Origin of the sequence: Microbacterium sp. cx-55 (genome assembly GCF_021117345.1) — a bacterium.
Taxonomy (GTDB): Bacteria; Actinomycetota; Actinomycetes; order Actinomycetales; family Microbacteriaceae; genus Microbacterium.
Window position 1 is genome coordinate 2,757,381 of record NZ_CP088261.1, and the last position, 21,293, is coordinate 2,778,673.

Genomic DNA, 21,293 nt, shown 5'->3' on the forward strand with positions numbered 1-21,293 from the left:
CCGAAGACCGCGTCAGAGAGCGACCGTCGCGGCCAGCACGACCGAATCGCCGCGCTGCGACACCTCGCCGCCGACGTGCCGGACGCCCCGCCCCAGCGGCCCGATTCCGGGGGCGAGCACCCCGGGAGAGACGACCTCGACCTGCAGGACGGGCCGGTCATCGAGGGTGCCCGCGTGCACCGACAGCGCCGCGTGACGCGCCCCCGCGTGCTTGACCGCATTGACGAAGCCCTCGCTCGCCACCGCCGCCACCCGCTGGGAAACGCCGCGGTTCGTCGATAACGCCTCCACCGCTTCCGGGTCGAGCTCCGCGCGGATCTCGAGCACGTGCGACCACGCGGCGATAATGTCGCCGATCTCGTCGACACCGGGCTGGCTGTCGACCGCGGGCGCGAGCACCGCATCCAGTGCGGCCTCGATCCGGATGCGGAAGTCCGCGGCCTCGGCAGGTGTGGCCGCGGCATCTTCGAGCGCGGCCGCGAAGACGACGCAGCGCCCCTGCACGGACCCGTGCAGTTCGCCTGCCGCGGTTCGCAGCATCTCCCGCGTGCGCGTGGTGCGCGCCGTGAGCGACACCGCCTCATCGGCGAGCGCCCGGGTAAGCAGGCGCGACCGCACCCGTGAGCGGTGCACGGCGTCCGTGCAGAGCGCGGCGACCACCGCGACCCCGGGAAACGCGATCAGCGGAACGAGGGCGGTGACGCCGGCCGCGGGCAGCAGCCACAGTCCGGCCGCGGTGATCGCGACGCCGACGACGAGCCATGCCGCCAGCAGCACCGCGCCTCGCGTCTGCGGGGACCGACGCACGGGGCGCCGGCTGACGACGTCCGCGACCCGGCCGAGTGCGATCGCCAGCACCGCCGCGATCAGGATCAGGTACCAGGGCGCGACCTGGAGCATGTAGGGCAGGCTGCACATCAGGTAGGCGATCGGCACGGACAGGGTCGGCGGCGGGCGCAGGCGCGTGAGGAACGGTCGGTGCGCCCGAGGCGCGGCGGGGGCCGGTGCGGTGTCGACCCGCAGCTCGGTCAGCTCGATCCCGGCGCGATCCTCCAGGTCGTGGCTCGCCGCCCGAACCACCTCCGAGAAGCGCCGGACGTCGTCGAAGCCGGGAGCATCGGCCGTGAGCGCTGCGAGCTCGAGACGGATCAGACCAATGCGATCAGCCAACGCCACCCGAGACTCGCGGGCGAAGGCGTCGGCGCGGCGGTCGGCGACGGCGAGCGCCGCCAACGCACGCCGCAGCCGCTGGTTCACGGCTTCGGTCGTGGAGTATCCGACCGTGGCGACCGCGACCAGCGACAGCAGCAGCATCCAGACGAGCAGGTTCGTCGCGATCCGCTGCGGCCAGCCGCCCACGGTCGGATCAGGCAGGAGCAGCAGCGCGAGCGCATCGTTGAGCAGCGGACGGATGCCGCTGACCACGACGATCGCGCTCAGCACCAGCAGCCCCCGGGCGAGCGGTGTCCGCATCCGCCGTTCCTCGTACGCGATCGGCAGCATGCCGAGCACCAGCAGCGACCACGACAGCACCGAGATACCCAGGGCCGGCACGTACTCGCGCGCCAGGTCGATCCCCGAGTACGCGCCCAGGATCGTGACGCTGACGACGAGCGACACCGCCGCCGACCACCACGTGAAGAATCGTCCGCTGCTGAGGGTCGCCCACCACACGTCGACGGCCGAGCGGAGGATCTGGCCCGGGCGCCGTCCGCGCGGAGCGAACCTGCCCGTCGATCGACTCACGCGATCGCGGGCGCGGCGATGACCACCCGCGCAACTGACATTGGTGCTCCCTGAGCCGCGTTCGGGCGCGGCCTCAGGGGGATTCTAACGGCAGGTGCCGGATGCCCGCGCGATACGACTCAGAGGGCCCCGAGCGCAGCATCCAGATCGGCGATCAGATCGTCGGCATCCTCGATGCCCACCGACAGCCGCACGAGCTCGACGGGAACCGCGAGCTCGGTGCCTCGAACGGAGGCGTGCGTCATCTCGTCGGGGTAGTTCACGAGCGACTCGACGCCGCCCAGGGACTCCGCGAGCGTGAACAGACGCGTGCTCTCGGCGAACGTGCGGGCGGCCGGGCCGTCGGCGAGTTCGAGCGACACGATGCCGCCGAATCCGCTCATCTGACGCGCCGCGATCTCGTGCCCGGGGTGGGACTCGAGTCCCGGGTAGTAGACGCGGGCGACCCGACTGTCGGCCGCGAGGAAACGCGCGACCGCATCCGCGTTCGCGCTGTGCTGTCGCATCCGGATGGCGAGAGTCTTGATGCCGCGTGTCGTCAGCCAGGCATCGAACGGTCCGGAGACGGCGCCGGCCGCGAACTGCAGGAACTTCACCTGCTCGGCGAGGGCGTCATCGTTCGTGACGATCGCACCGCCGACGACGTCGGAGTGACCGCCGAGGTACTTGGTCGTCGAATGGACGACGACATCTGCGCCGAGGGCGAGCGGCTGCTGGAGAGCGGGAGAGGCGAACGTGTTGTCGACGACGACGAGCGCCCCGGCGGCACGGCCGAGCCGGGCGAGCCCGGCGATGTCACTGATCTTCAGCAGCGGGTTCGAGGGGGTCTCCACCCACAGGATGCGGGCGGGACGCTCGTTCAGCGCGTGCTCGACGGCGGCGAGGTCGCTCATGTCGACGATGCGCAGGCCCACCCCCCACGGGGCGAGGAGGCGGGCGATCAGACGGTAGGTGCCGCCGTAGACGTCGCTGCCGAGCAGCACCTCGTCGCCCGGCTTCAGTACAGCGCGCAGCAGCGCGTCTTCGGCGGCGAGGCCGGAGGAGAACGAGATGCCATGCGCGGCGCCCTCGATCGCCGCGAGCTGCGTTTCGAGCGCCGTGCGCGTCGGGTTGCCGCTGCGTCCGTACTCGTATCCGCCGCGGAGGCCCCCGATACCGTCCTGGGCGTAGGTGGACGACATGTGGATCGGCGGGATCACCGCGCCCGTCGTCGGGTCGAACTCCTGTCCGGCGTGCACGGCGAGGCTCGCGAATCCGCGTGCGGCGTTCTCGGTCATCGTTCTACTCCTGCGTTCGAGGCGGACTCAGCGTGGGCGGTGGCGGGCGCGGGGACGTCGACCTCGTAGCCGTGGTCGCGCATCCAGTCGTCATCGAAGATCTTGCGGATGTAGCCGCGACCGGAGTCCGGAAGAACGACCACCACGACCGCCTCGGCCGGCAGATCGCGGGCGGCGCGGAGCGCCGCGACGACCGCCATGCCGCTCGATCCGCCGACCAGGAGACCCTCTTCCCGGGCGAGGCGCCGGGTCATGGCGAACGCATCCGCATCCGAGATCGACAGGTACTCGTCGACGACCGCGGGGTCGAACGTGTCGGGGTAGAAGTCCTCCCCCACCCCCTCGACGTCGTATCCGTGCACCTCGCCGCCAGCGTAGATCGAACCGATCGGGTCGGCGCCGATGACGCGTACCGCACCGTGCGAGACCTCTTTCAGGAACCGCCCGGTGCCGCTGATCGTGCCGCCCGTGCCGATGCCCGCGACGTAGTGCGTGATCTCGCCGTCGGTGTCGCGCCAGATCTCGGGGCCGGTGGTCTCGTAGTGGCTGCGCGGGCCGTTCGGATTCGCGAACTGGTTCGGCTTGAAGGCCCCGGGGATCTCGCGCGCGAGGCGGTCCGAGACCGAATAGTACGAACGCGGGTCCTCCGGCGGCACGGAGGTCGACGTCTCGACGACCTCGGCGCCGTAGGCCTTCAGCACGGCGACCTTCTCGCCCGCGAACTTGTCGGGCACGACGAACACCATCCGGTATCCGCGCTGCTGCGCGACGAGCGCGAGTCCGACGCCGGTGTTGCCGCTGGTCGGTTCGACGATCGTGCCGCCCGGACGCAGCAGCCCGTCGCGCTCGGCCGCGTCGATGATGCGGCTCGCGATTCGGTCCTTGGCGGAACCGCCGGGGTTGAAGTACTCGACCTTCGCCAGCACGGTCGCGGCGATGTCGCCCGTGACGTGGGTGAGGCGGACGAGGGGGGTATTGCCGACGAGGTCGACGACGCTCTGGGCGTAACGCATGGTGGGTGTCCTGTTTCGGGAGCCGCGGGGCTATCCCATCGCGGCGGCTGTCGGAAGTCGAGAAGAGTGCGCGCGAGAACGCGCGGGATCACTCAGCGACAACAGCGACAGGACAGCACGCGACGACCCTACCACCGCGAACCGACCGCGCGGGCGCCGGAGATCGGCCGCAGATGACCCCGCGTGACGACGCGCAACGTTTCGTGACGGCCCGATTCGACTCCGATCGGCCTCCCTGGCGCAATGGGGGAAGCGACCCGATCGGCTCGCCACGATGCACTTTGCACCTGCTCCCGTACCCGAGAGGAAACACCATGTCCGACAAGGACCCCGCAGCCCAGAGCGACCTCCGGTCGTCGGTCGGCTCCGCCCGCACCCGACGCCGCAACATCTTCATCGGAATCGGCGCCGTCGTCGCCGTGGCGCTCGTCGTCGGAGTCGTCGTGATCGTCAACACGCTCACGAACTCCCCGACCAGCGCCGCCGCGGGCGACGAGCGCCTGACGCTGCGCATCGCGACCTCCGAGGACACCGACTTCCAGAGCGCGATCGGTGACATCGCCGCCGAGAAGGGACTGGACGTCGAGTGGGTCAACGTCGATGACTGGGTGCTGCCGAACACTGAACTCGCCGCCGGCACGGTCGATGGCAACGCCTTCCAGCACATCCTGTACCTCTCGAACTTCAACGCGCAGAACGGCGAAGACCTGACGCCCGTCTTCTCCACCGTCATCACGCAGTGGGGCATCTTCTCCGCCACCCTCGGCGGCACCGACGAGATCCCGGATGGCGGACGCATCGCCATCCCCGACGACCCCTCCAACGGCGGACGCGCACTCGGCATCCTCGCCGCGGCGGGTCTCATCGAGCTGTCCTCGGATGCGGGCGACTTCCCGACCGTCGACGACATCACCGCGAACCCGCAGAACCTGGAGTTCGTGCCGATCGCCGCCACCACCATCCCGCAGCAGTTCGACGACCCGAGCCTGTCGGCCGTCGTCGTGGGGCTGTCGTACTTCGACCCGTCGCAGAACATCACCGCCGACGACGCGCTCTACCTCGACGACTCGCTCGATGAGAAGAACCTGCCGTACACGAACGTGATCGCGAGCCGCGCCGACAACGCGGACGACCCGGCCTGGAAGATCCTCGAGGAGGCCTACGCCGACCCGCGCGCCGCCGAGGCGCTCGAGACCGAGGACAAGGGCGCGACCGTGCTCGTGCAGGTTCCGGTCGAGACGCTCCGCGACAAGCTCGCAGAGCTCGAGAAGTCCGCAGCCTCGAACGGCTGACCCGTCCCCGCCTCACTTGCCTTGAATGCACGGGCGACACGCTGTGTCGCCCGTGCATTCAAGGCAAGTCAGCGTGTGTCCGAGGAGGACCATGAGCACCGCCATCCGCTTCGAGAACGTCACGAAGACCTTCACCACCGCCAAACGCACCTCGTTCACGGCGTTGAAGAACGTGTCGCTCGACATCGATCCCGGCGACATCTACGGCATCGTCGGGTACTCCGGCGCCGGCAAATCCACGCTGCTCCGCACGGTCAACGCCCTCGAGCGGCCCACGAGCGGGCGCGTGATCGTCGGCGATCAGGTCGTCTCCGACCTCACCGGCGCCGCGCTCTCCCGCGCACGCCAGAACATCGGCATGATCTTCCAGCAGTTCAACCTGCTTCGTTCGCGCACCGTGTACAAAAACATCGCGTACCCGCTGCGTCTCGCGGGCGTCTCCGAGTCCGACACACTCGACCGCGTCGAGGAACTGCTCGACTTCGTCGGCCTGACCGACAAGGCGCTGCAGTACCCCTCGCAGCTCTCCGGAGGACAGAAGCAGCGGGTCGGCATCGCCCGGGCACTCGCGAACCGCCCGGACGTGCTCATCAGCGATGAGGCCACGAGCGCCCTCGATCCGCAGACCACGAGCGAAGTGCTCGAGCTGCTGCGCCGCATCCACACCGAGTACGGCATCACGATCCTGGTCGTCACGCACGAGATGGACGTCATCCGCGAGGTCTGCAACAAGGTCGCCGTCATGCAGAACGGCGAGGTCGTCGAACACGGCAGCGTCTACGACGTGTTCGCCCACCCACAGCATCCGACCTCGCAGCGCTTCGTCGCGTCGGTGCTGCACCACCTGCCCTCGGCCGACACGATCCGCCGCATCCGCGCCGTGCACACCGGCCGCCTCGTGCAGTTGCACGTCGAGAACCGCGAGTCGAACGACCCGTTCCTCTCGCGCATCGCGCGCACGCACGATGTCGACGTGAACGTCGTCTACGGCGGGGTCGACGAGCTGCAGTCCCGCCTGTTCGGCAGCCTCACGGTGGAACTCCTCGGCGCCGAACAGAACATCGATCGCGCGATCGCCGACCTCCGCCAGGGGTCGCTCGTGACAGAACTCGCGGATGGAGCCGCCGCATGAACGACTACCTCGACGCCCTTCTCCCCCGCATCAACAAGGCACTGTTCGAGACCCTGCTGATGGTGAGCGTCTCGTTCGTGCTCGCCACGGTGATCGGGCTCCTTCTCGGCCTGCTGCTCTACGCGACGCGGCCCGGCAACCTGCTGCAGAACCGTGGGGTGTTCGGCGGGCTCAACCTGATCATCAACATCGTGCGACCGATCCCGTTCCTCATCGTCGCTGTCTCACTCATCCCGTTCACCCGGCTTCTCATCGGCACGAGCATCGGTCCGCAGGCCGCGATCGTGCCGCTGACCCTGGTCGCCTCCGTCGCCATCGCCCGCATCGCGGAGTCGAACCTCGTCGCGGTCGACCCGGGAGCGATCGAGGCGGGCGCGGCCATGGGCGCGCGACCGGCGCGCGTGCTGTTCACGATCGTCGTGCCGGAGTCGCTCGGGCCGCTGACCCTCGGGCTGACCTACATCCTCGTGGCGCTCGTGGATGCGACGGCGGTGGCCGGCGTGCTCGGCGGCGGCGGCCTCGGCGACCTCGCCATGAAGTACGGCTACCAGCGCTTCGACTGGCTCGTCATCGGGATCATCGTGCTGATCCTCATCGTGCTGGTGCAGTTCGCGCAGCTTCTCGGCAACTGGGTATCTCGGAAGGTGATGCACTGATGACTCTCGACGACGACTGGACGACGCTGCTGACGACTTGGCGCGCGGGCGCCTCCGAACGCGAACGCGAGCGCGAGCTGCTCTTCACCCCCGTCGAACAGCTCCGGAGGCTCCGCTTCGGCGCGTTCCGCCTGCCGACGGCGCTCGGCGGGGCCGGGGCGAGTCTTCCCGCGCTGTTCGCGCGCGTCATCGCCCTCGCCGAGACGGATTCGAACCTCGCGCACATCTGGCGCGGGCACATCGCGTTCGTCGAGGGCCTGCACTGGGACGGACTGGAGACGGATGCGGCCGCGCGCTGGCTGCCCCGCCTCGCGGCCGGCGACATCGTCGGCAACGCCTTCTCCGAGCAGCGCGAGACGGCGGCGCTCACCACGCGGCTGCACCGGACCGACTCCGGGCTGACGGTGAGCGGCACCAAGCACTACACGACCGGTTCGATCTACGCGGACTGGATCCACGTCGCTGCGCTCGACGACGAGGATCGCCGCCTCTCCCTGACAGTGCCCGCGCGGGCCCCGGGAGTGCGGATCGTCGACGACTGGGACGGCTTCGGGCAGCTTCTCACCGGGTCCGGCACGACGATCTTCCAAGACGTCGCCGTCGCGCCCGACGATGTCTCCGGAGACGGCGACCCCGGAATCGACCGTCACCGCTACATCGGGTCGATCTATCAGCTGAGCCTCCTGGCCGTCATCGCCGGCATCGCCCAGCGGGCCGTCTCGGACACAGCCGACTTCGTTCGGCCGCGCCGGCGCACCTTCGGCTTCGCGGGCGAGACGCGCCCCGCGGAAGACCCGCTCGTGCAGCTGACGCTGGGCGAGGTGAGCGCCGCCGCATCCGCCGCCCGCCGCCTGGTGCTGAGCCTCGCCGCCGACCTCGAGCCCGCCGCGCAGGCGGCCCGCGCGGGCGACGGCGCCGACCTCGCCCGCCTCGAGCTCGAGGTCTACCGCGCGCAGCACACGATCCCCGAGCTCGTGCTGGCCGCGACCACACAGCTGTTCGAGGTGGGCGGCGCCAGCGCGACCGCCCGTCAACTCGGACTCGACCGGCACTGGCGGAACGTGCGCACGATCGCCTCGCACAACCCCGTCGCCCAGCGCGTGCGCGCGGTCGGGCGGTTCGAGCTCGACGGCACGGCACCCGCGTGGGCACCCCCGGCGGCGCCGGTCGCCGTCGGGACGCCGGCGTGACCGGCACGCGCACCGCGGCGCTGGTCGCCCGCTACGCCCCGGTGTTCGATGAGGTCGGCGCGGATGCGGTCGCGCGCGAACGCGAGCGACGGCTGCCGTTCGCGGAGGTGGAGGCCCTGCGGGGCGCGGGCTTCACCCGGGTGACGCTGCCGACGGAACTCGACGGCGAGGGGGCCACCGCATCCGACCTGTTCGAACTACTCGCGGAACTCGGTCGGCGCGACCCGAACCTCGCCCAGCTCCTGCGTTCGCACTTCTCCTTCATCGACCGCGCCCTGCTCGCCCCGCCCGATCCGCGCCGCGACCGGCACCTCGCCCTCGCGGCCGAGGGGCTGATCCACGGCAACGCGACCTTCGAACGCGGCCCGGCGGCGGTCGGTCACGTCGCCACGACCCTCACCCGCGATGAGCACGGCCTGCGCCTGGACGGACGCAAGTTCTACAGCACGGGCACGCTCTTCGCCGACGTCGTCTCGGTGCTCGCCGAGCACGACGGCGGTCAGGTGGGAGTGCTCGTGCGCACGGATGCGGACGGACTCGAGCGCATCGACGACTGGGCCGGGTTCGGGCAGCGGATGACGGGCAGCGGCAGCACGGTGTTCCAGAACGTCCGCGTCAGAGGCGACGACGTCACCCCGCGCGGCGGCGACACCCTGAGCCACGCGGGCGCGTTCGTGCAGCTCGTGCTGCTCGCCGCGGCCACCGGCATCGGGCGCGCCGTGGCCGACGACGCAGCCGCGTTCGTGCGGAGCCGCACCCGCGGTTTCAGTCACGGCTCGGCGGCGCTGCCGCGCGAAGACCCGCTCGTGCAAGAGGTGGTCGGCGACCTCGCAGCGGCGTCGTTCGCCGCCGACTCCGCGCTCGCGGCGGCCGCGAACGCGATCGACGCCTCCCACGCGGCACTGCGGGGCGAGGATCCGGATGCGGCGCGCTCCGCGGTCGCCGCGGCCGACCGGGCCGCCACCTCGGCGCAGCTCGTGATCCTGCCGGCAGTGCTGGACGCCGCGAGCCGCCTGTTCGAGGTCGGCGGGGCGAGCGCACTGGATGTGGACCGCGCCCTCGACCGGCACTGGCGGAACGCCCGGACGCTCGCCTCCCACAACCCGGCCCGGTACAAGGCGCGCGCCCTCGGCGAACACCTGATCGGCGGCGCACCGCTGCCATCGTGGTGGAGTGTGGGCGAAGCATGAACGAAGGAGACCGATGACCGAGCCCAAGAAGCTCATCCTGAACCTGTTCGAGATGAACACGGTCAGTCACATCACGCACGGCCTGTGGACGCTGCCCGGCAACAACCGGCACCGCTACGGCGAGCTCTCGTACTGGACCGAGCTCGCGGAGATCCTCGAGGACGGCGGTTTCGACGGCGTCTTCCTCGCCGACGTGGTCGGTGCCTACGACACGTTCCGCGGCGGTCCGGAGACGGCCGTCCGCGAGGGCCTGCAGATCCCCTCCAACGATCCGATGCTCGTCGTGCCCGCGATGGCGGCCGTGACCCGACGCCTCGGGTTCGGGATGACGTTCTCGACGAGCTACGAGCCCCCGTTCGCCTTCGCGCGCCGCATGTCGACGCTCGACCAGCTCACCGACGGCCGCATCGGGTGGAACGTCGTCACGTCGTACCTGCCGAACGCCGCCCGGAACTTCGGCCTCGCCGACGAGATCCCGCACGACCGTCGCTACGAGATCGCGGACGAGTTCCTCGACGTGGTCTACAAGCTGTGGGAGGGCTCGTGGGATGACGACGCCGTCCGGGTCGACCGTGAGGGCGCCATCTACGCGGACCCCGCCAAGGTGCGCTACATCGACCACGTCGGCGAGAACTTCCGGGTCGCCGGGCCGCACCTGTGCGCGCCGAGCCCGCAGCGCACACCCGTGCTGTTCCAGGCCACGGGCTCGCCCGCCGGAACGGCGTTCGCCGGTCGGCACGCCGAGGTCGTCTTCACGGGCGGACGAACGGCCGAGGACTTCCGTCGGAACGCCGACCGGATGCGGAACGCCGCGACCGAGAACGGGCGCTCCCCCGACGACATCCGCTTTATCGTGCAGGCCGGCGTGGTCGTCGGGCGCACCGAGGCGGAGGCCGCCGAGAAGTGGCGGGTGTTCCGCGAACGCACGAGCCTCGACGGCATCCTCGCCCACGCGAGCGTGCCCCTGGACCTGCCCGCGTTCCCGGGCGAGATCACGGTCCGCGAGGCCGCGATCCGCGCCGGGCTCGATCCGGAGAAGGTCGGCCTGCCGCTGGATGCGACGGTCGCCGAAACCCTCGAGGGATTCCGGGCGAGCCGGGAGGATCGTTACTTCGTCGCGGGAACACCGACGGTCGTGGCGGATGAGATCTGCCGCTGGCTGGATGAGGACGGCATCGACGGCATCAACCTGCGCCAGTACCACTCGTTCGAAACGGCCCGGGATTTCGCGGAGCTCGTCGTTCCGGAACTGCGGCGGCGCGGCCGCATCCGGGATCCCGAACCGGCGACGCTGCGAGAGCGTCTGTTCGGTCGCGGACCGACTCTGCCGGAGACCCACGTCGCCCGGCGCTACCACGACGGCGCGAACCTCGACCGCCCGCTGCCGCCGCTCCGCTTCACCGCGCCGGTCTGAGGCCGGCGCGGGCGCGCGGTGCCGCGGGCGCGCGGTGCCGGCGCCCGGCCTGCCGCGCGGGCGGCCGGCTGCGCTGCGGGCTCCGCGCGGTTCAGCGGGCGAAGACCTCGCCCCAGGGCGTGGGGCCCACCGCGACCGGGCGCCCGCGCGAGCGCGACCAGCGGCTCCACGACCCGGGGAAGAGTCGGGCGTCGATGCGGGCCGACGCCAGGGCCAGCGTCGTGTGCGCCGCCGCGATGCCGGAGCTGCAGTAGACGACGACCTGCGCGTCGGGATCGGCACCCGCATCCGTCAGCGTCCGTCGCACCTCATCCGGCGGACGCAGCCGGCCATCGGCCGCGACGTACGCGAGGGTCGGCACGTTGATCGCCCCGGGGATGTGCCCGGCGCTCGGATCGGGGGTCGGGGCGGCGCCGCGATAATGCAGCGGCGCACGCGCGTCGATCAGCACGCCCTCCTGCGGCGCGCGCGCCGTCTGCTCGATCGTCGCGGTGCCGGGGTCATCGTCGGCCAGCACGACGTCGCCCGCGGGCGGACGCACGTCACCGCCCTCGAGCAGCTGGCCGTCTTCGATCCAGGCGCGGAGCCCGCCGTCGAGGACCCGGATGTCGACACCGCGGCGCCGGAGCAGCCACCACGCGCGGGCGGCCGCGACCCCGTCGTTGTCGTCGTAGGCGACGACCAGGTCGCCGCCCCGCACACCCCAGCGCCGCGCCGCCTCCTGCAGATCCGCCACGTGCGGAAGCGGATGGCGCCCCTCCTCGGGGTGCCCGGGGCGCGTGAGCTCCTGTTCGAGATCGACGTAGACCGCGCCCGGGAGGTGACCGGCGAGGTACGCGGGACGCCCCTCGGGACGATCGAGGCGCCAGCGCACGTCGAGGATGCGGACGGGCTGCTGCTCTCGCACCCGGGCGAGATCGGCGACGCCGATCAGCGGCGTCGGGGGGAACGCGAAGGCCATGATGCGAGCCTGCCCGCGGGGCGGCATCCACGGGAGGGCACCGTGTCACACGCCGTCACCGGCCGTCATCCTCCGACACACACAGATCGGTTGTGCACAATTGAATTGCGTGCAATGCTTCTGGCATGACCTTCGCCACGGATCATCCGGATGCGGCATCCCGCGCCCTGATCCTCGACGAGATGGTCTGCTTCTCCCTCTACAGCGCGAGCCGCGCGACGACCCAGGCGTATCGACGACTCCTGGAGCCGTGGGGCATCACCTACCCGCAGTACCTCGTGCTGGGGCAGCTGTGGACGCGGGGGCCACTGTCGGTGCGCACGCTCGGCGATGACCTCGGGCTCGACTCGGGAACCCTTTCGCCGCTGATCACCCGCCTCGAGAACGCCGGAATCGTCACGCGCTCCCGCACCGAGACCGACCGGCGCATCGTCACCGTCGCCCTCACCGACCGCGGGCAGACGCTCCGGGGCGAGATGGCAGAGGTGCCCGCCCAGCTGATCACGTGCATGGGCCTCTCGCTCGACTCCGCCCGCATCCTCATCAATTCCCTGCACGCGCTCACCGAGAGCGTGCAGGCCACCCCCGCCGGATGAACTCGGCGCCCCCGAAGAAAGGTGAACAACACCATGGAAGCTCTCTACACCGCTGAAGCCCTCGCCACGGGCGGCGGCCGCAACGGCCACGTCGCGACCTCCGACGGGATCCTCGACCTCGACGTGCGCGTGCCGAAGGAGATGGGTGGCGCGGGCGGCGCCGCCAACCCCGAGCTGCTGTTCGCCGCGGGCTACGCCGCGTGCTTCCACAGTGCATTCCAGTCCGTCGCTCGCGCGCAGAAGGTCGAGATCCACGACACGAGCGTCGGCGCCCGCGTGCAGATCGGCCCGAACGGCGAAGGCGGATTCCAGCTGGCCGTCGAGCTCGAGGTCGTCGTCCCCGACCTCCCGCACGAGCAGGCCCAGGCCCTCGCCGACGCCGCACACCAGGTGTGCCCGTACTCGAACGCGACCCGCGGCAACATCGAGGTCACGGTACGCGTCGTCGAGGACTGACCTCCCCCGCAGGAAGCGCCCCCGGAGCCGAGCTACGGGGGCGCTTCTTCGGTTTCCGGCGTGCGCTTCCGGCGTCGGGCTCAGGCGTCGGTGACGAGCCGGTACCCCATCCCCTGTTCGGTCAACAGGTGCACAGGATGCGCCGGATCGGCCTCGAGCTTCTTCCGCAACTGCGACATGTACAGCCGCAGATAACCCGAATCCGACACCTGCTCGCTCGCCCAGATCTCCTTCAGCAGCGACTGGCGCGTGACGAGGGCGCCGGGGTGCCGCGCGAGGAACTCCAGCATCCGCCACTCCGTCGGGGTGAGGTGCACGGGAGCACCGGCGCGGGTGACGGTCTTCGCCGCCAGGTCGAGTTCCACCTCGCCGAAGCGCACCACCGCCTCCCCGGCCGCGGCGGGCACGCGCCGCCCGAGGGCGCGCAGACGGGCGAGCAGCTCGTCGATCTGGAACGGCTTGGTCACGTAGTCGTCGGCGCCCGCGTCGAGCGCGTCGACCTTGTCGGCCGAGCCGGTGCGACCCGAGACGACGATGATCGGGGCACTCGTCCACCCGCGCAGGGCCTCGATCACCTGCACGCCGTCGAGCCGGGGCATGCCGAGGTCGAGCAGCACGATGTCCGGATGCGTCTGCGCCGCGGTCGTGATCGCACTCGGTCCGTCGACGGCCGCGACCACCTCGTAACCGTGCGCGGCGAGGGTGATGCGCAGGGCGCGGACGAGCTGCGGGTCGTCGTCGGCCACGAGGATCTTCATCCGCCCATCCTCGCGGGTGCCGGCACGGTGTCGTCGACCGGCAACGAGATCACCATCGTGAGTCCGCCGCCGGGGGTGTCCTCGGGGGTGAGCGTGCCACCCATCCCCTCGACGAACCCGCGCGAGAGGGCGAGCCCGAGCCCGAGCCCGGTCGTGTTGTCGGTGTCGCCCGTGCGCTGGAACGGGGCGAACATGTCGTCGCGTCGCTCGATCGGCACCCCCACCCCGTGATCGACGACGCGGAGTTCGGCGACGGCGCCGAGCCGGCTCGTGGCGACGCGCACCCGCTCGCCCGCCGGCGCGTACCGGTGCGCGTTGGCGAGCACGTTGACGAGCACGCGCTGCAGGAGCACGGCGTCGGCCCGCACCGCCGGAAGATCGGGGTCCAGGGCCAGCTCCACATCCGCCGGCCCCAGACGCAGCTCGTCGAGCGCCGCCAGCACGCTGTCCGCCGCGTCCACCGGGGCGAGCGACACCGCCAGCACACCCGCCTGCACCCGGCTCACGTCGAGCAGGTCGGTCACGAGCGTCGTGAGGGTGCTGAGGCTCTCGTCCGCGGTGGCGAGCAGCTCGGCGCGGTCCTCGTCGCTGAGCTGCACCCCCGCCGCGCGGAGCCCACCGACCGCCGCGACCGCCGCCGCCAGGGGGCGGCGCAGATCGTGACTCACAGCCGACAGCAGCGCGCTCCGCACCTGATCGGTCTCGGCGAGCGCCCCCGCCTCGCGGGCGGTCTCGCTCAGGTCGGTGTGCTCGATCGCCGCGGCGAGCTGCGCGACGATCACGTCGAGCAGGCGACGCGCCGCCGCATCCCGCAGCGCACCGTGCAATTCGAGCGTCGCGCGCGGCTCGGCATCCGTCCCGCCGACCGGGAGCGCCGAGAAGGCATCGCCCCGCACCGGCTCGCCGTCGGTCGCCAGCACGGCCCCGTCGTCGGCGACGAGCCGCACCCCGGCGAGTCCGAACGCCTCGCGCGTGCGGCTCACCAGCGCGGGCACGGCGCTCTCGCCGCGAAGAACGGAGCCGGCGACCGTCGCGAGGAGCTCCGACTCGGCGGCCGCACGCTCCGCCCGTCGCGTGCGGCGCGCGGCCTGATCGACGATGTAGCTCACGAGGATCGCGATCACCACGTACAGCGCGAGCGCGAGGGCGTGCAGCGGATGCTGAATCGAGATCGTGAACTGCGGCGCCACGAAGAGGAAGTCGAGCGTGAACCCCGATAAGACGGCGGCGAAGAGGGCCGGCCAGATGCCGCCGACGAGCGCCACCACCACGACGAGCAGCTGGTACGACAGCACGTCCGCGGTGATCGATTCGTCGCTGCGGAACGTGAACAGCAGCACCGACAACAGCGGGCCGAAGATGAGAGCCACCGCGAAGCCCAGGATGCGGCGCTTGACGCTCAGCGCGCCCCGCTGCATCCGGGGCAGCCGCAGCCGCCCGCCGGCGGCGGAGTGCGTGACGATGTGCACGTCGATGTCGCCCGACTCGCGGATCACGGTCGCCCCGATGCCCGGGCCGGTGAGCGCCGCGCTGAGGCGGCTGCGCCGACTGACGCCGATGACGAGCTGGCTGGCGTTCACCGAGCGCGCGAACTCGACGAGCGCCCCCGGCACGTCGTCGCCGACGACCTGGTGGTAGCTGCCGCCGAGGGTCTCTACGAGCGCCCGCTGCCCGGCGAGCGCCGCCGGGTCGGCGCGGCGGAGGCCGTCCTGACTCGACACGTGCACGGCGAGCAGTTCTCCGCCGGCCGAGCGGGCGGCGATCCGTGCGCCGCGACGCAGCAGGGTCTCCCCCTCGGTGCCGCCCGTCAGCGCCACCACGACGCGCTCCCGAGCCTGCCAGCTGCCGCGGATGCCGTGCTCGGCGCGGTAGCTCTGCAGCGCACTGTCGACCTCGTCGGCCAGCCACAGCAGCGCGACCTCGCGGAGGGCCGTGAGGTTTCCGAGACGGAAGTAGTTCGACAGCGCCGCATCCACGCGCTCCGCCGGGTAGACCTGTCCGGCCGAGAGCCGGTCGCGCAGCGACTGCGGCGCGAGATCGACGACCTCGATCCGGTCGGCTCGACGCACGACGGCATCCGGAACCGTCTCGCGCTGCAGGGCGCCCGTGATGCGTTCGACGACGTCGCCGAGCGACTCGATGTGCTGCACATTCACGGTCGTGATCACGTCGATGCCGGCGTCCAGCAGCTCTTCGACGTCGGCCCACCGCTTCTCGTTGCGCGATCCCGGGGCGTTCGTGTGGGCGAGCTCATCGACGAGCGCGACGTCGGGATGCCGGGCGAGCACCGCCGCCAGATCCATCTCGGAGAGCTCGACTCCGCGGTGCTGCACCATTCGGCGGGGCACCTGCTCGAGCCCCTCGATCTGCGCCGCCGTGGCCTCCCGGCCGTGCGTCTCGACGATCGCGATGACGACATCGCGGCCGTCCTGGGCGAGCCGACGGCCCTCCTGCAGCATCTCGAACGTCTTGCCGACGCCGGGGGCCGCACCCAGCAGCACCCGCAGCTTGCCGCGCTTCATCCGCGCATCCCTCGCCACACCCTCCGAGTATCCTCCGCCGCGCGCTCCGCGCGCCCCGCCTCGCGCTCCTCGCGGCTCGCCTCGCGCTCCGCCCCCACACGCTCACGTGGCGCAATCCGCCGCAGCCGCCGACCGATCGCGACACGTGAGCCCCTCACGGTTGCGCTCACGTGGCGCAATCCGACGGGTCGGGCGACAGATCGCGACACGTGAGCCATTCGGGCGCTCAGCGCAGCGCGTCGAGCGCGAGGTTCAGCTCGAGCACGTTGACGCGCGGTTCGCCCAGGAACCCGAGATCGCGCGACGTCGTGTGCGCGGCGACGAGGGCCTGCACGTCGAAGGCATCGAGGTCACGCGCCGCGGCGACGCGGGCGACCTGCAGGTCGGCGTACGCGACGCTGATATGCGGATCGAGCCCGGATGCGGACGCCGTCACCGCGTCGGCCGGCACCGACGCCGGGTCCACTCCCTCGAGTTCGGCGACCGCGGCCCGTCGTTCGGTGATGGCCGCGATCAGGTCCTCGTTCTCGGGGCCGAGGTTTGAGCCGGACGACGCGCCCGCGTCGTAGCCGTCGCCGGCGGCCGACGGCCGCGACTGGAAGTATTCGGGGAGCGCCTGGCCGTCCGCATCCGTGAAGGACTGTCCGATCAAGGCGCTGCCGACGACCGTGCCGGCGGCATCCGTGACGGGCGAACCGTTGGCCTGCGCGGGCAGGAGGACCTGCCCGACGCCGGTGATGACGGCGGTGTAGCCGACGCCGAGCACGAGGGTGGCGACGAGCATCGCGCGAACGGCGACACCCGCCTGGCGGAGGGTGGTGCGAGTGGATGACATGGTGTTCTCTCCTGAGACCGGGTCAGAAACCCGGGATGAGGCTCACGACGAGGTCGATGAGTTTGATGCCGACGAAGGGGACCACGACGCCGCCGACGCCGTAGATCAGCAGGTTGCGACCGAGGATCTGCGCGGCCGACGCGGGCCGGTACCGGACCCCGCGGAGGGCGAGCGGGATGAGGGCCACGATGACGATCGCGTTGAAGATGATCGCGCTCGTGACGGCGGATGCGGGCGAGTGCAACTGCATGATGTTGAGCGCCGCGAGGCCCGGGAAGATCCCCATGAACATCGCCGGGATGATGGCGAAGTACTTGGCGATGTCGTTGGCGAGCGAGAAGGTCGTGAGCGCCCCGCGGGTGATGAGCAGCTGCTTACCGATCCGCACGATGTCGATCAGCTTCGTCGGGTCCGAATCGAGGTCGACCATGTTGCCGGCCTCCTTCGCCGCCGACGTGCCGGTATTCATCGCGACGCCGACGTCGGCCTGCGCGAGCGCCGGGGCGTCGTTGGTGCCGTCGCCGGTCATGGCCACGAGGTTGCCGCCCTCTTGTTCGCGACGGATGAGGGCGAGCTTGTCTTCCGGGGTGGCCTCGGCGAGGTAGTCGTCGACGCCGGCCTCCGCCGCGATGGCCTTCGCGGTGAGCGGGTTGTCGCCCGTGATCATGACAGTGCGGATGCCCATCGCGCGCAGCTCGTCGAACCGTTCGCGCAGCCCCTCCTTGACAATGTCCTTCAGGTGGATCACGCCGAGCACCCGACCCGCGCCCGCCGCGTCGATCGTCGCCACGACGAGAGGGGTGCCTCCGGCCTGCGCGATCGCATCGGTCTCGCCCGTGAGGGAGGCGCGGATCGAGGCGCCGACCGGGGAGCCTTCCTCCTCGAGCCAGGCCGCCACGGCCGAGCCGGCTCCCTTCCGGATGCGGCCGCCATCCGCGAGGTCGAGTCCGCTCATGCGGGTCTGCGCGGTGAACGGCACGACGACGGCGCCCGCGGGCTCTTCGACGTGGATGCCGCGGGTCGACGCGAGCTCGACGACCGAGGTGCCCTCCGGGGTCGGGTCGGCGAGGGAGGACAACGCGGCAGCGCGGGCGAGCTCGTCGTCTCCGACGCCCGCCAGCCGCACGAAGTTCGCGGCGCGACGGTTGCCGTAGGTGATCGTGCCGGTCTTGTCGAGCAGCAGGGTCGTCACGTCACCGGCGGCCTCGACCGCGCGGCCCGACATGGCGAGCACGTTCCGCTGCACGAGCCGGTCCATCCCGGCGATGCCGATGGCCGACAGCAGCGCGCCGATCGTGGTCGGGATGAGGCAGACGAGAAGCGCGACGAGCACGGGGATGCTGACCGGCGCCGCCGCGTACGAGGCGATCGGGTTGAGGGTCAGCACCACCACGACGAACACGATCGACAGGCTCGCGAGCAGGATGCCGAGGGCGATCTCGTTCGGAGTCTTCTGCCGACTGGCACCCTCGACGAGTGCGATCATCCGGTCGACGAAGGTCTCACCGGGCTTCGATGTGATGCGGACGACGACCCGGTCGCTCAGCACCCGGGTGCCGCCGGTGACCGCGCTGCGGTCGCCGCCGGACTCGCGGACGACGGGAGCGGACTCGCCCGTGATGGCCGACTCGTCGACCGTGGCGATTCCGTGCACGATGTCGCCGTCACCCGGGATGAGTTCTCCCGCCGACACGACGACGACGTCCCCGAGCGTCAGATCGCTCGACGCGACCTCCTCGGTCTGCGCGTGGGCGGCCGCCGTATCCGCCGCGGAGTCGTATCCGCGCACGCGACGGGCCATCGTGCTGGTGCGGGTCTGGCGAAGCGTCGCCGCCTGCGCCTTTCCGCGGCCCTCCGCCACGGATTCGGCGAGGTTCGCGAACAGCACGGTCAGCCACAGCCAGACCGCGATGCCCCAGGTGAATCCCGCGGGAACAGCCGCCCCGCCGGAGTCCTCCGCGCCCCCGAGGAAGGGTTCGGCGATCGCGATGACCGTCGTGAGGGCCGCGCCCACCCACACGAGGAACATGACGGGGTTGCGCCACAGCTCCCGGGGGTCGAGCTGGCGGAGCGCTCCGGGGAGCGCCTGAGCGAGTGCCGCCGCGCTGAAGGCGCGGGAGCCCGCGCGCCCGGTCGGAGCCGCCGGCTCGGTCGCGAGTGAGGTATCGGTCGAGGTGGACATATCAGGCAAGCCCTTCCGCCAGGGGACCCAGCGCGAGAACGGGGAAGTAGGTGAGTGCGGTGATCACGACGGAGACGACCACGAGAAGTCCGACGAACTGCGGACGGTGCGTGGGCAACGTGCCCGTCGTGTTCGGCAGCCGCTGCTGGCTTGCGAGCGAACCGGCGAGCGCCAGCACGAGCGCGATCGGCACGAAGCGTCCGAGCAGCATCGCGACGCCGAGCGCCGTGTTGAGCCAGGGCGTGTTCGCGGTGAGACCGGCGAAGGCGGAGCCGTTGTTGTTCGCGGCGGAGGTGAAGGCGTACAGCACTTCGGTGAGGCCGTGGATGCCGGGGTTCCAGATCGACGTCGCCTCGACGTCGTCACGGACGGCCGGAACGGCGAAGCTCAGCGCGGTGCCCGCCAGCACGAGGGTCGGAGTGACGAGGATGTAGAGGCTCGCGAGGGTGATCTCGCGCGGCCGCATCTTCTTTCCGAGGTACTCCGGGGTGCGCCCGACCAGCAGACCGCCCACGAACACGGCGATGATGGCGAGCACGAGCAGCCCGTAGAGACCCGACCCGACGCCGCCGGGCGCGATCTCGCCGAGCATCATGTTGAGCAGCGGCACCATGCCGCCGAGCGCGGTGTACGAGTCGTGCATCGAGTTGACGGCACCGGTCGAGGTGAGCGTGGATGCGGCGCCGAACAGCGTCGATCCGAAGAGGCCGAACCGGTCCTCCTTGCCTTCCATCGCGGCGCCCGCGAGCTGCGGCGCGCTACCCAGGCCGAGCGACTCGATCCAGGTGAGCGCGGTCAGGGACGCGAGGAACAGCGTGCTCATGACCGCGAGGATCGCGTAGCCCTGGCGGTTGTCGCCGACGATGCGGCCGAAGGCCCGGGGCATGGCGAACGGGATGGCGAGCATCAACACGATCTGCAGGACGCTCGTCCACGGGGTCGGGTTCTCGAACGGATGCGCGGAGTTGGCGTTGAAGAAGCCGCCGCCGTTGGTGCCGAGCTGCTTGATCGCCTCCTGCGAAGCGACCGGGCCACCGGGGATGGACTGGGCGCCGCCGACGAGGGTCGTCGTGTCGGTGAAGCCCGCGAAGTTCTGAACGACGCCGCCGACGATGAGCGCGACCGCCGCGATCGCGGCCAGCGGCAACAGCAGCCGCACGACGCCGCGGACGAGATCGACCCAGAAGTTGCCGATCGTGCCGGATCCGCGCCGCGCGAAGCCGCGGACGAGCGCGATCGCGACCGCGATGCCGACCGCCGCGGACACGAAGTTCTGCACCGCGAGACCGGCGAGCTGCACGGTGTAGCCCATGGTCAGCTCGGGCGAGTAGGACTGCCAGTTCGTGTTGGTGACGAACGAGACCGCCGTATTGAAAGCGAGCCCCTCCGGAACGGCCGGCAGGCCGAGCGAGTACGGCAGGAACTCCTGCGTGCGCTGCAGGAGGTAGACGAGGAACACGCCCACCACCGAGAACATCAGCACACCGCGCAGGTACGCCTGCCAGGTCTGCTCGGAGGCCGGATCGACGCCGATGACGCGGTAGATCCCGCGCTCGATCCGCCAGTCCCGCACCGAGGTGTAGACGTACGCGATGGCGTCGCCGAGCGGACGGTAGAGGAGCCCGAGGATCACCAGCACGGTGGCGATCTGCAGGATGCCGAACCAGATCGTGGCCGCATCCATCAGAACTTCTCCGGCTTCACGAGGGCCACCACGAGGTAGGCGATAGCGGAGACGCCGAGGACGACGGCGATCACGGACAGAACCGTCATAGCTTCTCGACCCCCTTGGCGACGAGGGCGACGAGCGCGAAGAGCGCGAGGGTCGCTGCGACGTAGATCACATCGAGCACGGAGGACTCCCGGATGCAGGGCACGTGCGCGGGCACGTGAGCGCCCGAGGTGAGCGCCGACATTGATCGAACCGCGCCGCCGGCCCGTGCCCGCGGATCCTCACGGGATCCCTACGGGTCGCGCGACGTTCCTCACGGTCCTCCTACGCCGCATCCGTCGTCACGGCGCGCGCCGCACGTCGATGTGCACTATCTGCCAAGGAGTGCAATACTGCACTTC

The 21,293-nt window shown here is 71.0% G+C and carries 19 protein-coding genes; 8 read left to right on the plus strand and 11 right to left on the minus strand.

Annotated elements, in window-relative coordinates; all coding sequences use genetic code 11:
• Window positions 1-12: 12 nt before the first annotated feature.
• The 3 genes from LQ938_RS13070 to LQ938_RS13080 form a co-directional block, all read right to left on the minus strand.
• Entirely contained in the window at window positions 13-1,746 is a 1,734-nt protein-coding gene (locus LQ938_RS13070) for a hypothetical protein (RefSeq protein ID WP_223722632.1), read from the minus strand.
• Window positions 1,747-1,865: 119 nt separating this feature from the next.
• A complete protein-coding gene (locus LQ938_RS13075) occupies window positions 1,866-3,023 on the minus strand; it encodes a cystathionine gamma-synthase (RefSeq protein WP_223722631.1) in 1,158 nt (385 codons plus the stop codon).
• Window positions 3,020-4,036: a pyridoxal-phosphate dependent enzyme gene (locus LQ938_RS13080; RefSeq protein WP_223722630.1), complete on the minus strand. Its 1,017-nt coding sequence runs from the start codon at window positions 4,034-4,036 to the stop codon at window positions 3,020-3,022. Before LQ938_RS13080 ends, LQ938_RS13075 begins: the two co-directional genes overlap by 4 nt.
• Window positions 4,037-4,350: 314 nt before the next feature.
• Between LQ938_RS13080 and LQ938_RS13085 the strand changes: the two genes are divergently transcribed.
• The 6 genes from LQ938_RS13085 (at window position 4,351) to LQ938_RS13110 (ending at window position 10,910) form a co-directional block, all read left to right on the plus strand.
• Window positions 4,351-5,328, plus strand: coding sequence for a MetQ/NlpA family ABC transporter substrate-binding protein (locus LQ938_RS13085; protein WP_223722629.1), 978 nt, complete (start codon window positions 4,351-4,353; stop codon window positions 5,326-5,328).
• 91 nt (window positions 5,329-5,419) lie between these two features.
• Window positions 5,420-6,460, plus strand: a complete 1,041-nt coding sequence (locus LQ938_RS13090; RefSeq protein WP_223722628.1) for a methionine ABC transporter ATP-binding protein — start codon at window positions 5,420-5,422, stop codon at window positions 6,458-6,460.
• Window positions 6,457-7,116 (plus strand): methionine ABC transporter permease, encoded by a 660-nt coding sequence (locus tag LQ938_RS13095; protein WP_223722627.1) that lies wholly within the window; start codon window positions 6,457-6,459, stop codon window positions 7,114-7,116. The genes LQ938_RS13090 and LQ938_RS13095 overlap by 4 nt, the downstream gene beginning before the upstream one ends.
• Window positions 7,116-8,306, plus strand: a complete 1,191-nt coding sequence (locus tag LQ938_RS13100) for an acyl-CoA dehydrogenase family protein (RefSeq protein ID WP_223722626.1) — start codon at window positions 7,116-7,118, stop codon at window positions 8,304-8,306. Before LQ938_RS13095 ends, LQ938_RS13100 begins: the two co-directional genes overlap by 1 nt.
• Entirely contained in the window at window positions 8,303-9,496 is a 1,194-nt protein-coding gene (locus tag LQ938_RS13105) for a hypothetical protein (protein WP_223722625.1), read from the plus strand. The genes LQ938_RS13100 and LQ938_RS13105 overlap by 4 nt, the downstream gene beginning before the upstream one ends.
• Before the next feature lie 13 nt (window positions 9,497-9,509).
• Window positions 9,510-10,910 carry an NtaA/DmoA family FMN-dependent monooxygenase gene (locus LQ938_RS13110; protein ID WP_223722624.1) on the plus strand — a complete coding sequence of 467 codons (1,401 nt, stop codon included), beginning with the start codon at window positions 9,510-9,512 and terminating at the stop codon, window positions 10,908-10,910.
• A gap of 91 nt (window positions 10,911-11,001) precedes the next feature.
• On the opposite strand, the gene LQ938_RS13115 is transcribed toward LQ938_RS13110, so the two are convergent.
• Window positions 11,002-11,871 carry a sulfurtransferase gene (locus LQ938_RS13115; RefSeq protein WP_223722623.1) on the minus strand — a complete coding sequence of 290 codons (870 nt, stop codon included), beginning with the start codon at window positions 11,869-11,871 and terminating at the stop codon, window positions 11,002-11,004.
• Window positions 11,872-11,996: 125 nt separating this feature from the next.
• Between LQ938_RS13115 and LQ938_RS13120 the strand changes: the two genes are divergently transcribed.
• Window positions 11,997-12,467 (plus strand): MarR family winged helix-turn-helix transcriptional regulator, encoded by a 471-nt coding sequence (locus LQ938_RS13120; RefSeq protein ID WP_223722622.1) that lies wholly within the window; start codon window positions 11,997-11,999, stop codon window positions 12,465-12,467.
• Between the two features lie 33 nt (window positions 12,468-12,500).
• Window positions 12,501-12,923, plus strand: coding sequence for an organic hydroperoxide resistance protein (locus LQ938_RS13125; RefSeq protein ID WP_223722621.1), 423 nt, complete (start codon window positions 12,501-12,503; stop codon window positions 12,921-12,923).
• A gap of 80 nt (window positions 12,924-13,003) precedes the next feature.
• Here the strand turns inward: LQ938_RS13125 and LQ938_RS13130 are convergent, their stop codons facing one another.
• The 7 genes from LQ938_RS13130 to LQ938_RS13160 all read right to left on the minus strand — a co-directional run bounded on the left by LQ938_RS13130 (window position 13,004) and on the right by LQ938_RS13160 (window position 21,136).
• The gene (locus LQ938_RS13130; RefSeq protein ID WP_223722620.1) at window positions 13,004-13,681 is read right to left on the minus strand and encodes a response regulator; all 678 of its coding nucleotides are present in this window, start codon (window positions 13,679-13,681) and stop codon (window positions 13,004-13,006) included.
• A complete protein-coding gene (locus tag LQ938_RS13135; protein WP_223722619.1) occupies window positions 13,678-16,203 on the minus strand; it encodes a sensor histidine kinase in 2,526 nt (841 codons plus the stop codon). The genes LQ938_RS13130 and LQ938_RS13135 overlap by 4 nt, the downstream gene beginning before the upstream one ends.
• Before the next feature lie 226 nt (window positions 16,204-16,429).
• A complete protein-coding gene (gene kdpC, locus LQ938_RS13140; protein WP_223722618.1) occupies window positions 16,430-17,038 on the minus strand; it encodes a potassium-transporting ATPase subunit KdpC in 609 nt (202 codons plus the stop codon).
• A gap of 22 nt (window positions 17,039-17,060) precedes the next feature.
• A complete protein-coding gene (gene kdpB / locus LQ938_RS13145) occupies window positions 17,061-19,220 on the minus strand; it encodes a potassium-transporting ATPase subunit KdpB (RefSeq protein ID WP_223722617.1) in 2,160 nt (719 codons plus the stop codon).
• A gap of 1 nt (window position 19,221) precedes the next feature.
• Window positions 19,222-20,904, minus strand: coding sequence for a potassium-transporting ATPase subunit KdpA (kdpA, locus tag LQ938_RS13150; RefSeq protein WP_223722616.1), 1,683 nt, complete (start codon window positions 20,902-20,904; stop codon window positions 19,222-19,224).
• Window positions 20,904-20,993 carry a potassium-transporting ATPase subunit F gene (locus tag LQ938_RS13155; RefSeq protein WP_223722615.1) on the minus strand — a complete coding sequence of 30 codons (90 nt, stop codon included), beginning with the start codon at window positions 20,991-20,993 and terminating at the stop codon, window positions 20,904-20,906. Before LQ938_RS13155 ends, kdpA begins: the two co-directional genes overlap by 1 nt.
• On the minus strand, window positions 20,990-21,136 hold the full coding sequence (locus LQ938_RS13160) for a hypothetical protein (RefSeq protein WP_223722614.1): 147 nt from the start codon (window positions 21,134-21,136) through the stop codon (window positions 20,990-20,992). The genes LQ938_RS13155 and LQ938_RS13160 overlap by 4 nt, the downstream gene beginning before the upstream one ends.
• Window positions 21,137-21,293 lie beyond the last annotated feature (157 nt).

What these genes read in the sequence shown, in the direction of transcription:
- kdpA (WP_223722616.1), bottom strand. Translation starts at nt 20,904, where the DNA reads ATGGATGCGGCCACGATCTGGTTCGGCATCCTGCAGATCGCCACCGTG.
- kdpC (WP_223722618.1), bottom strand. Translation starts at nt 17,038, where the DNA reads ATGTCATCCACTCGCACCACCCTCCGCCAGGCGGGTGTCGCCGTTCGC.
- LQ938_RS13125 (WP_223722621.1), top strand. Translation starts at nt 12,501, where the DNA reads ATGGAAGCTCTCTACACCGCTGAAGCCCTCGCCACGGGCGGCGGCCGC.
- LQ938_RS13090 (WP_223722628.1), top strand. Translation starts at nt 5,420, where the DNA reads ATGAGCACCGCCATCCGCTTCGAGAACGTCACGAAGACCTTCACCACC.
- LQ938_RS13085 (WP_223722629.1), top strand. Translation starts at nt 4,351, where the DNA reads ATGTCCGACAAGGACCCCGCAGCCCAGAGCGACCTCCGGTCGTCGGTC.
- kdpB (WP_223722617.1), bottom strand. Translation starts at nt 19,220, where the DNA reads ATGTCCACCTCGACCGATACCTCACTCGCGACCGAGCCGGCGGCTCCG.
- LQ938_RS13130 (WP_223722620.1), bottom strand. Translation starts at nt 13,681, where the DNA reads ATGAAGATCCTCGTGGCCGACGACGACCCGCAGCTCGTCCGCGCCCTG.
- LQ938_RS13075 (WP_223722631.1), bottom strand. Translation starts at nt 3,023, where the DNA reads ATGACCGAGAACGCCGCACGCGGATTCGCGAGCCTCGCCGTGCACGCC.
- LQ938_RS13160 (WP_223722614.1), bottom strand. Translation starts at nt 21,136, where the DNA reads ATGTCGGCGCTCACCTCGGGCGCTCACGTGCCCGCGCACGTGCCCTGC.
- LQ938_RS13095 (WP_223722627.1), top strand. Translation starts at nt 6,457, where the DNA reads ATGAACGACTACCTCGACGCCCTTCTCCCCCGCATCAACAAGGCACTG.
- LQ938_RS13155 (WP_223722615.1), bottom strand. Translation starts at nt 20,993, where the DNA reads ATGACGGTTCTGTCCGTGATCGCCGTCGTCCTCGGCGTCTCCGCTATC.
- LQ938_RS13115 (WP_223722623.1), bottom strand. Translation starts at nt 11,871, where the DNA reads ATGGCCTTCGCGTTCCCCCCGACGCCGCTGATCGGCGTCGCCGATCTC.
- LQ938_RS13120 (WP_223722622.1), top strand. Translation starts at nt 11,997, where the DNA reads ATGACCTTCGCCACGGATCATCCGGATGCGGCATCCCGCGCCCTGATC.
- LQ938_RS13110 (WP_223722624.1), top strand. Translation starts at nt 9,510, where the DNA reads ATGACCGAGCCCAAGAAGCTCATCCTGAACCTGTTCGAGATGAACACG.
- LQ938_RS13080 (WP_223722630.1), bottom strand. Translation starts at nt 4,036, where the DNA reads ATGCGTTACGCCCAGAGCGTCGTCGACCTCGTCGGCAATACCCCCCTC.
- LQ938_RS13100 (WP_223722626.1), top strand. Translation starts at nt 7,116, where the DNA reads ATGACTCTCGACGACGACTGGACGACGCTGCTGACGACTTGGCGCGCG.
- LQ938_RS13135 (WP_223722619.1), bottom strand. Translation starts at nt 16,203, where the DNA reads ATGAAGCGCGGCAAGCTGCGGGTGCTGCTGGGTGCGGCCCCCGGCGTC.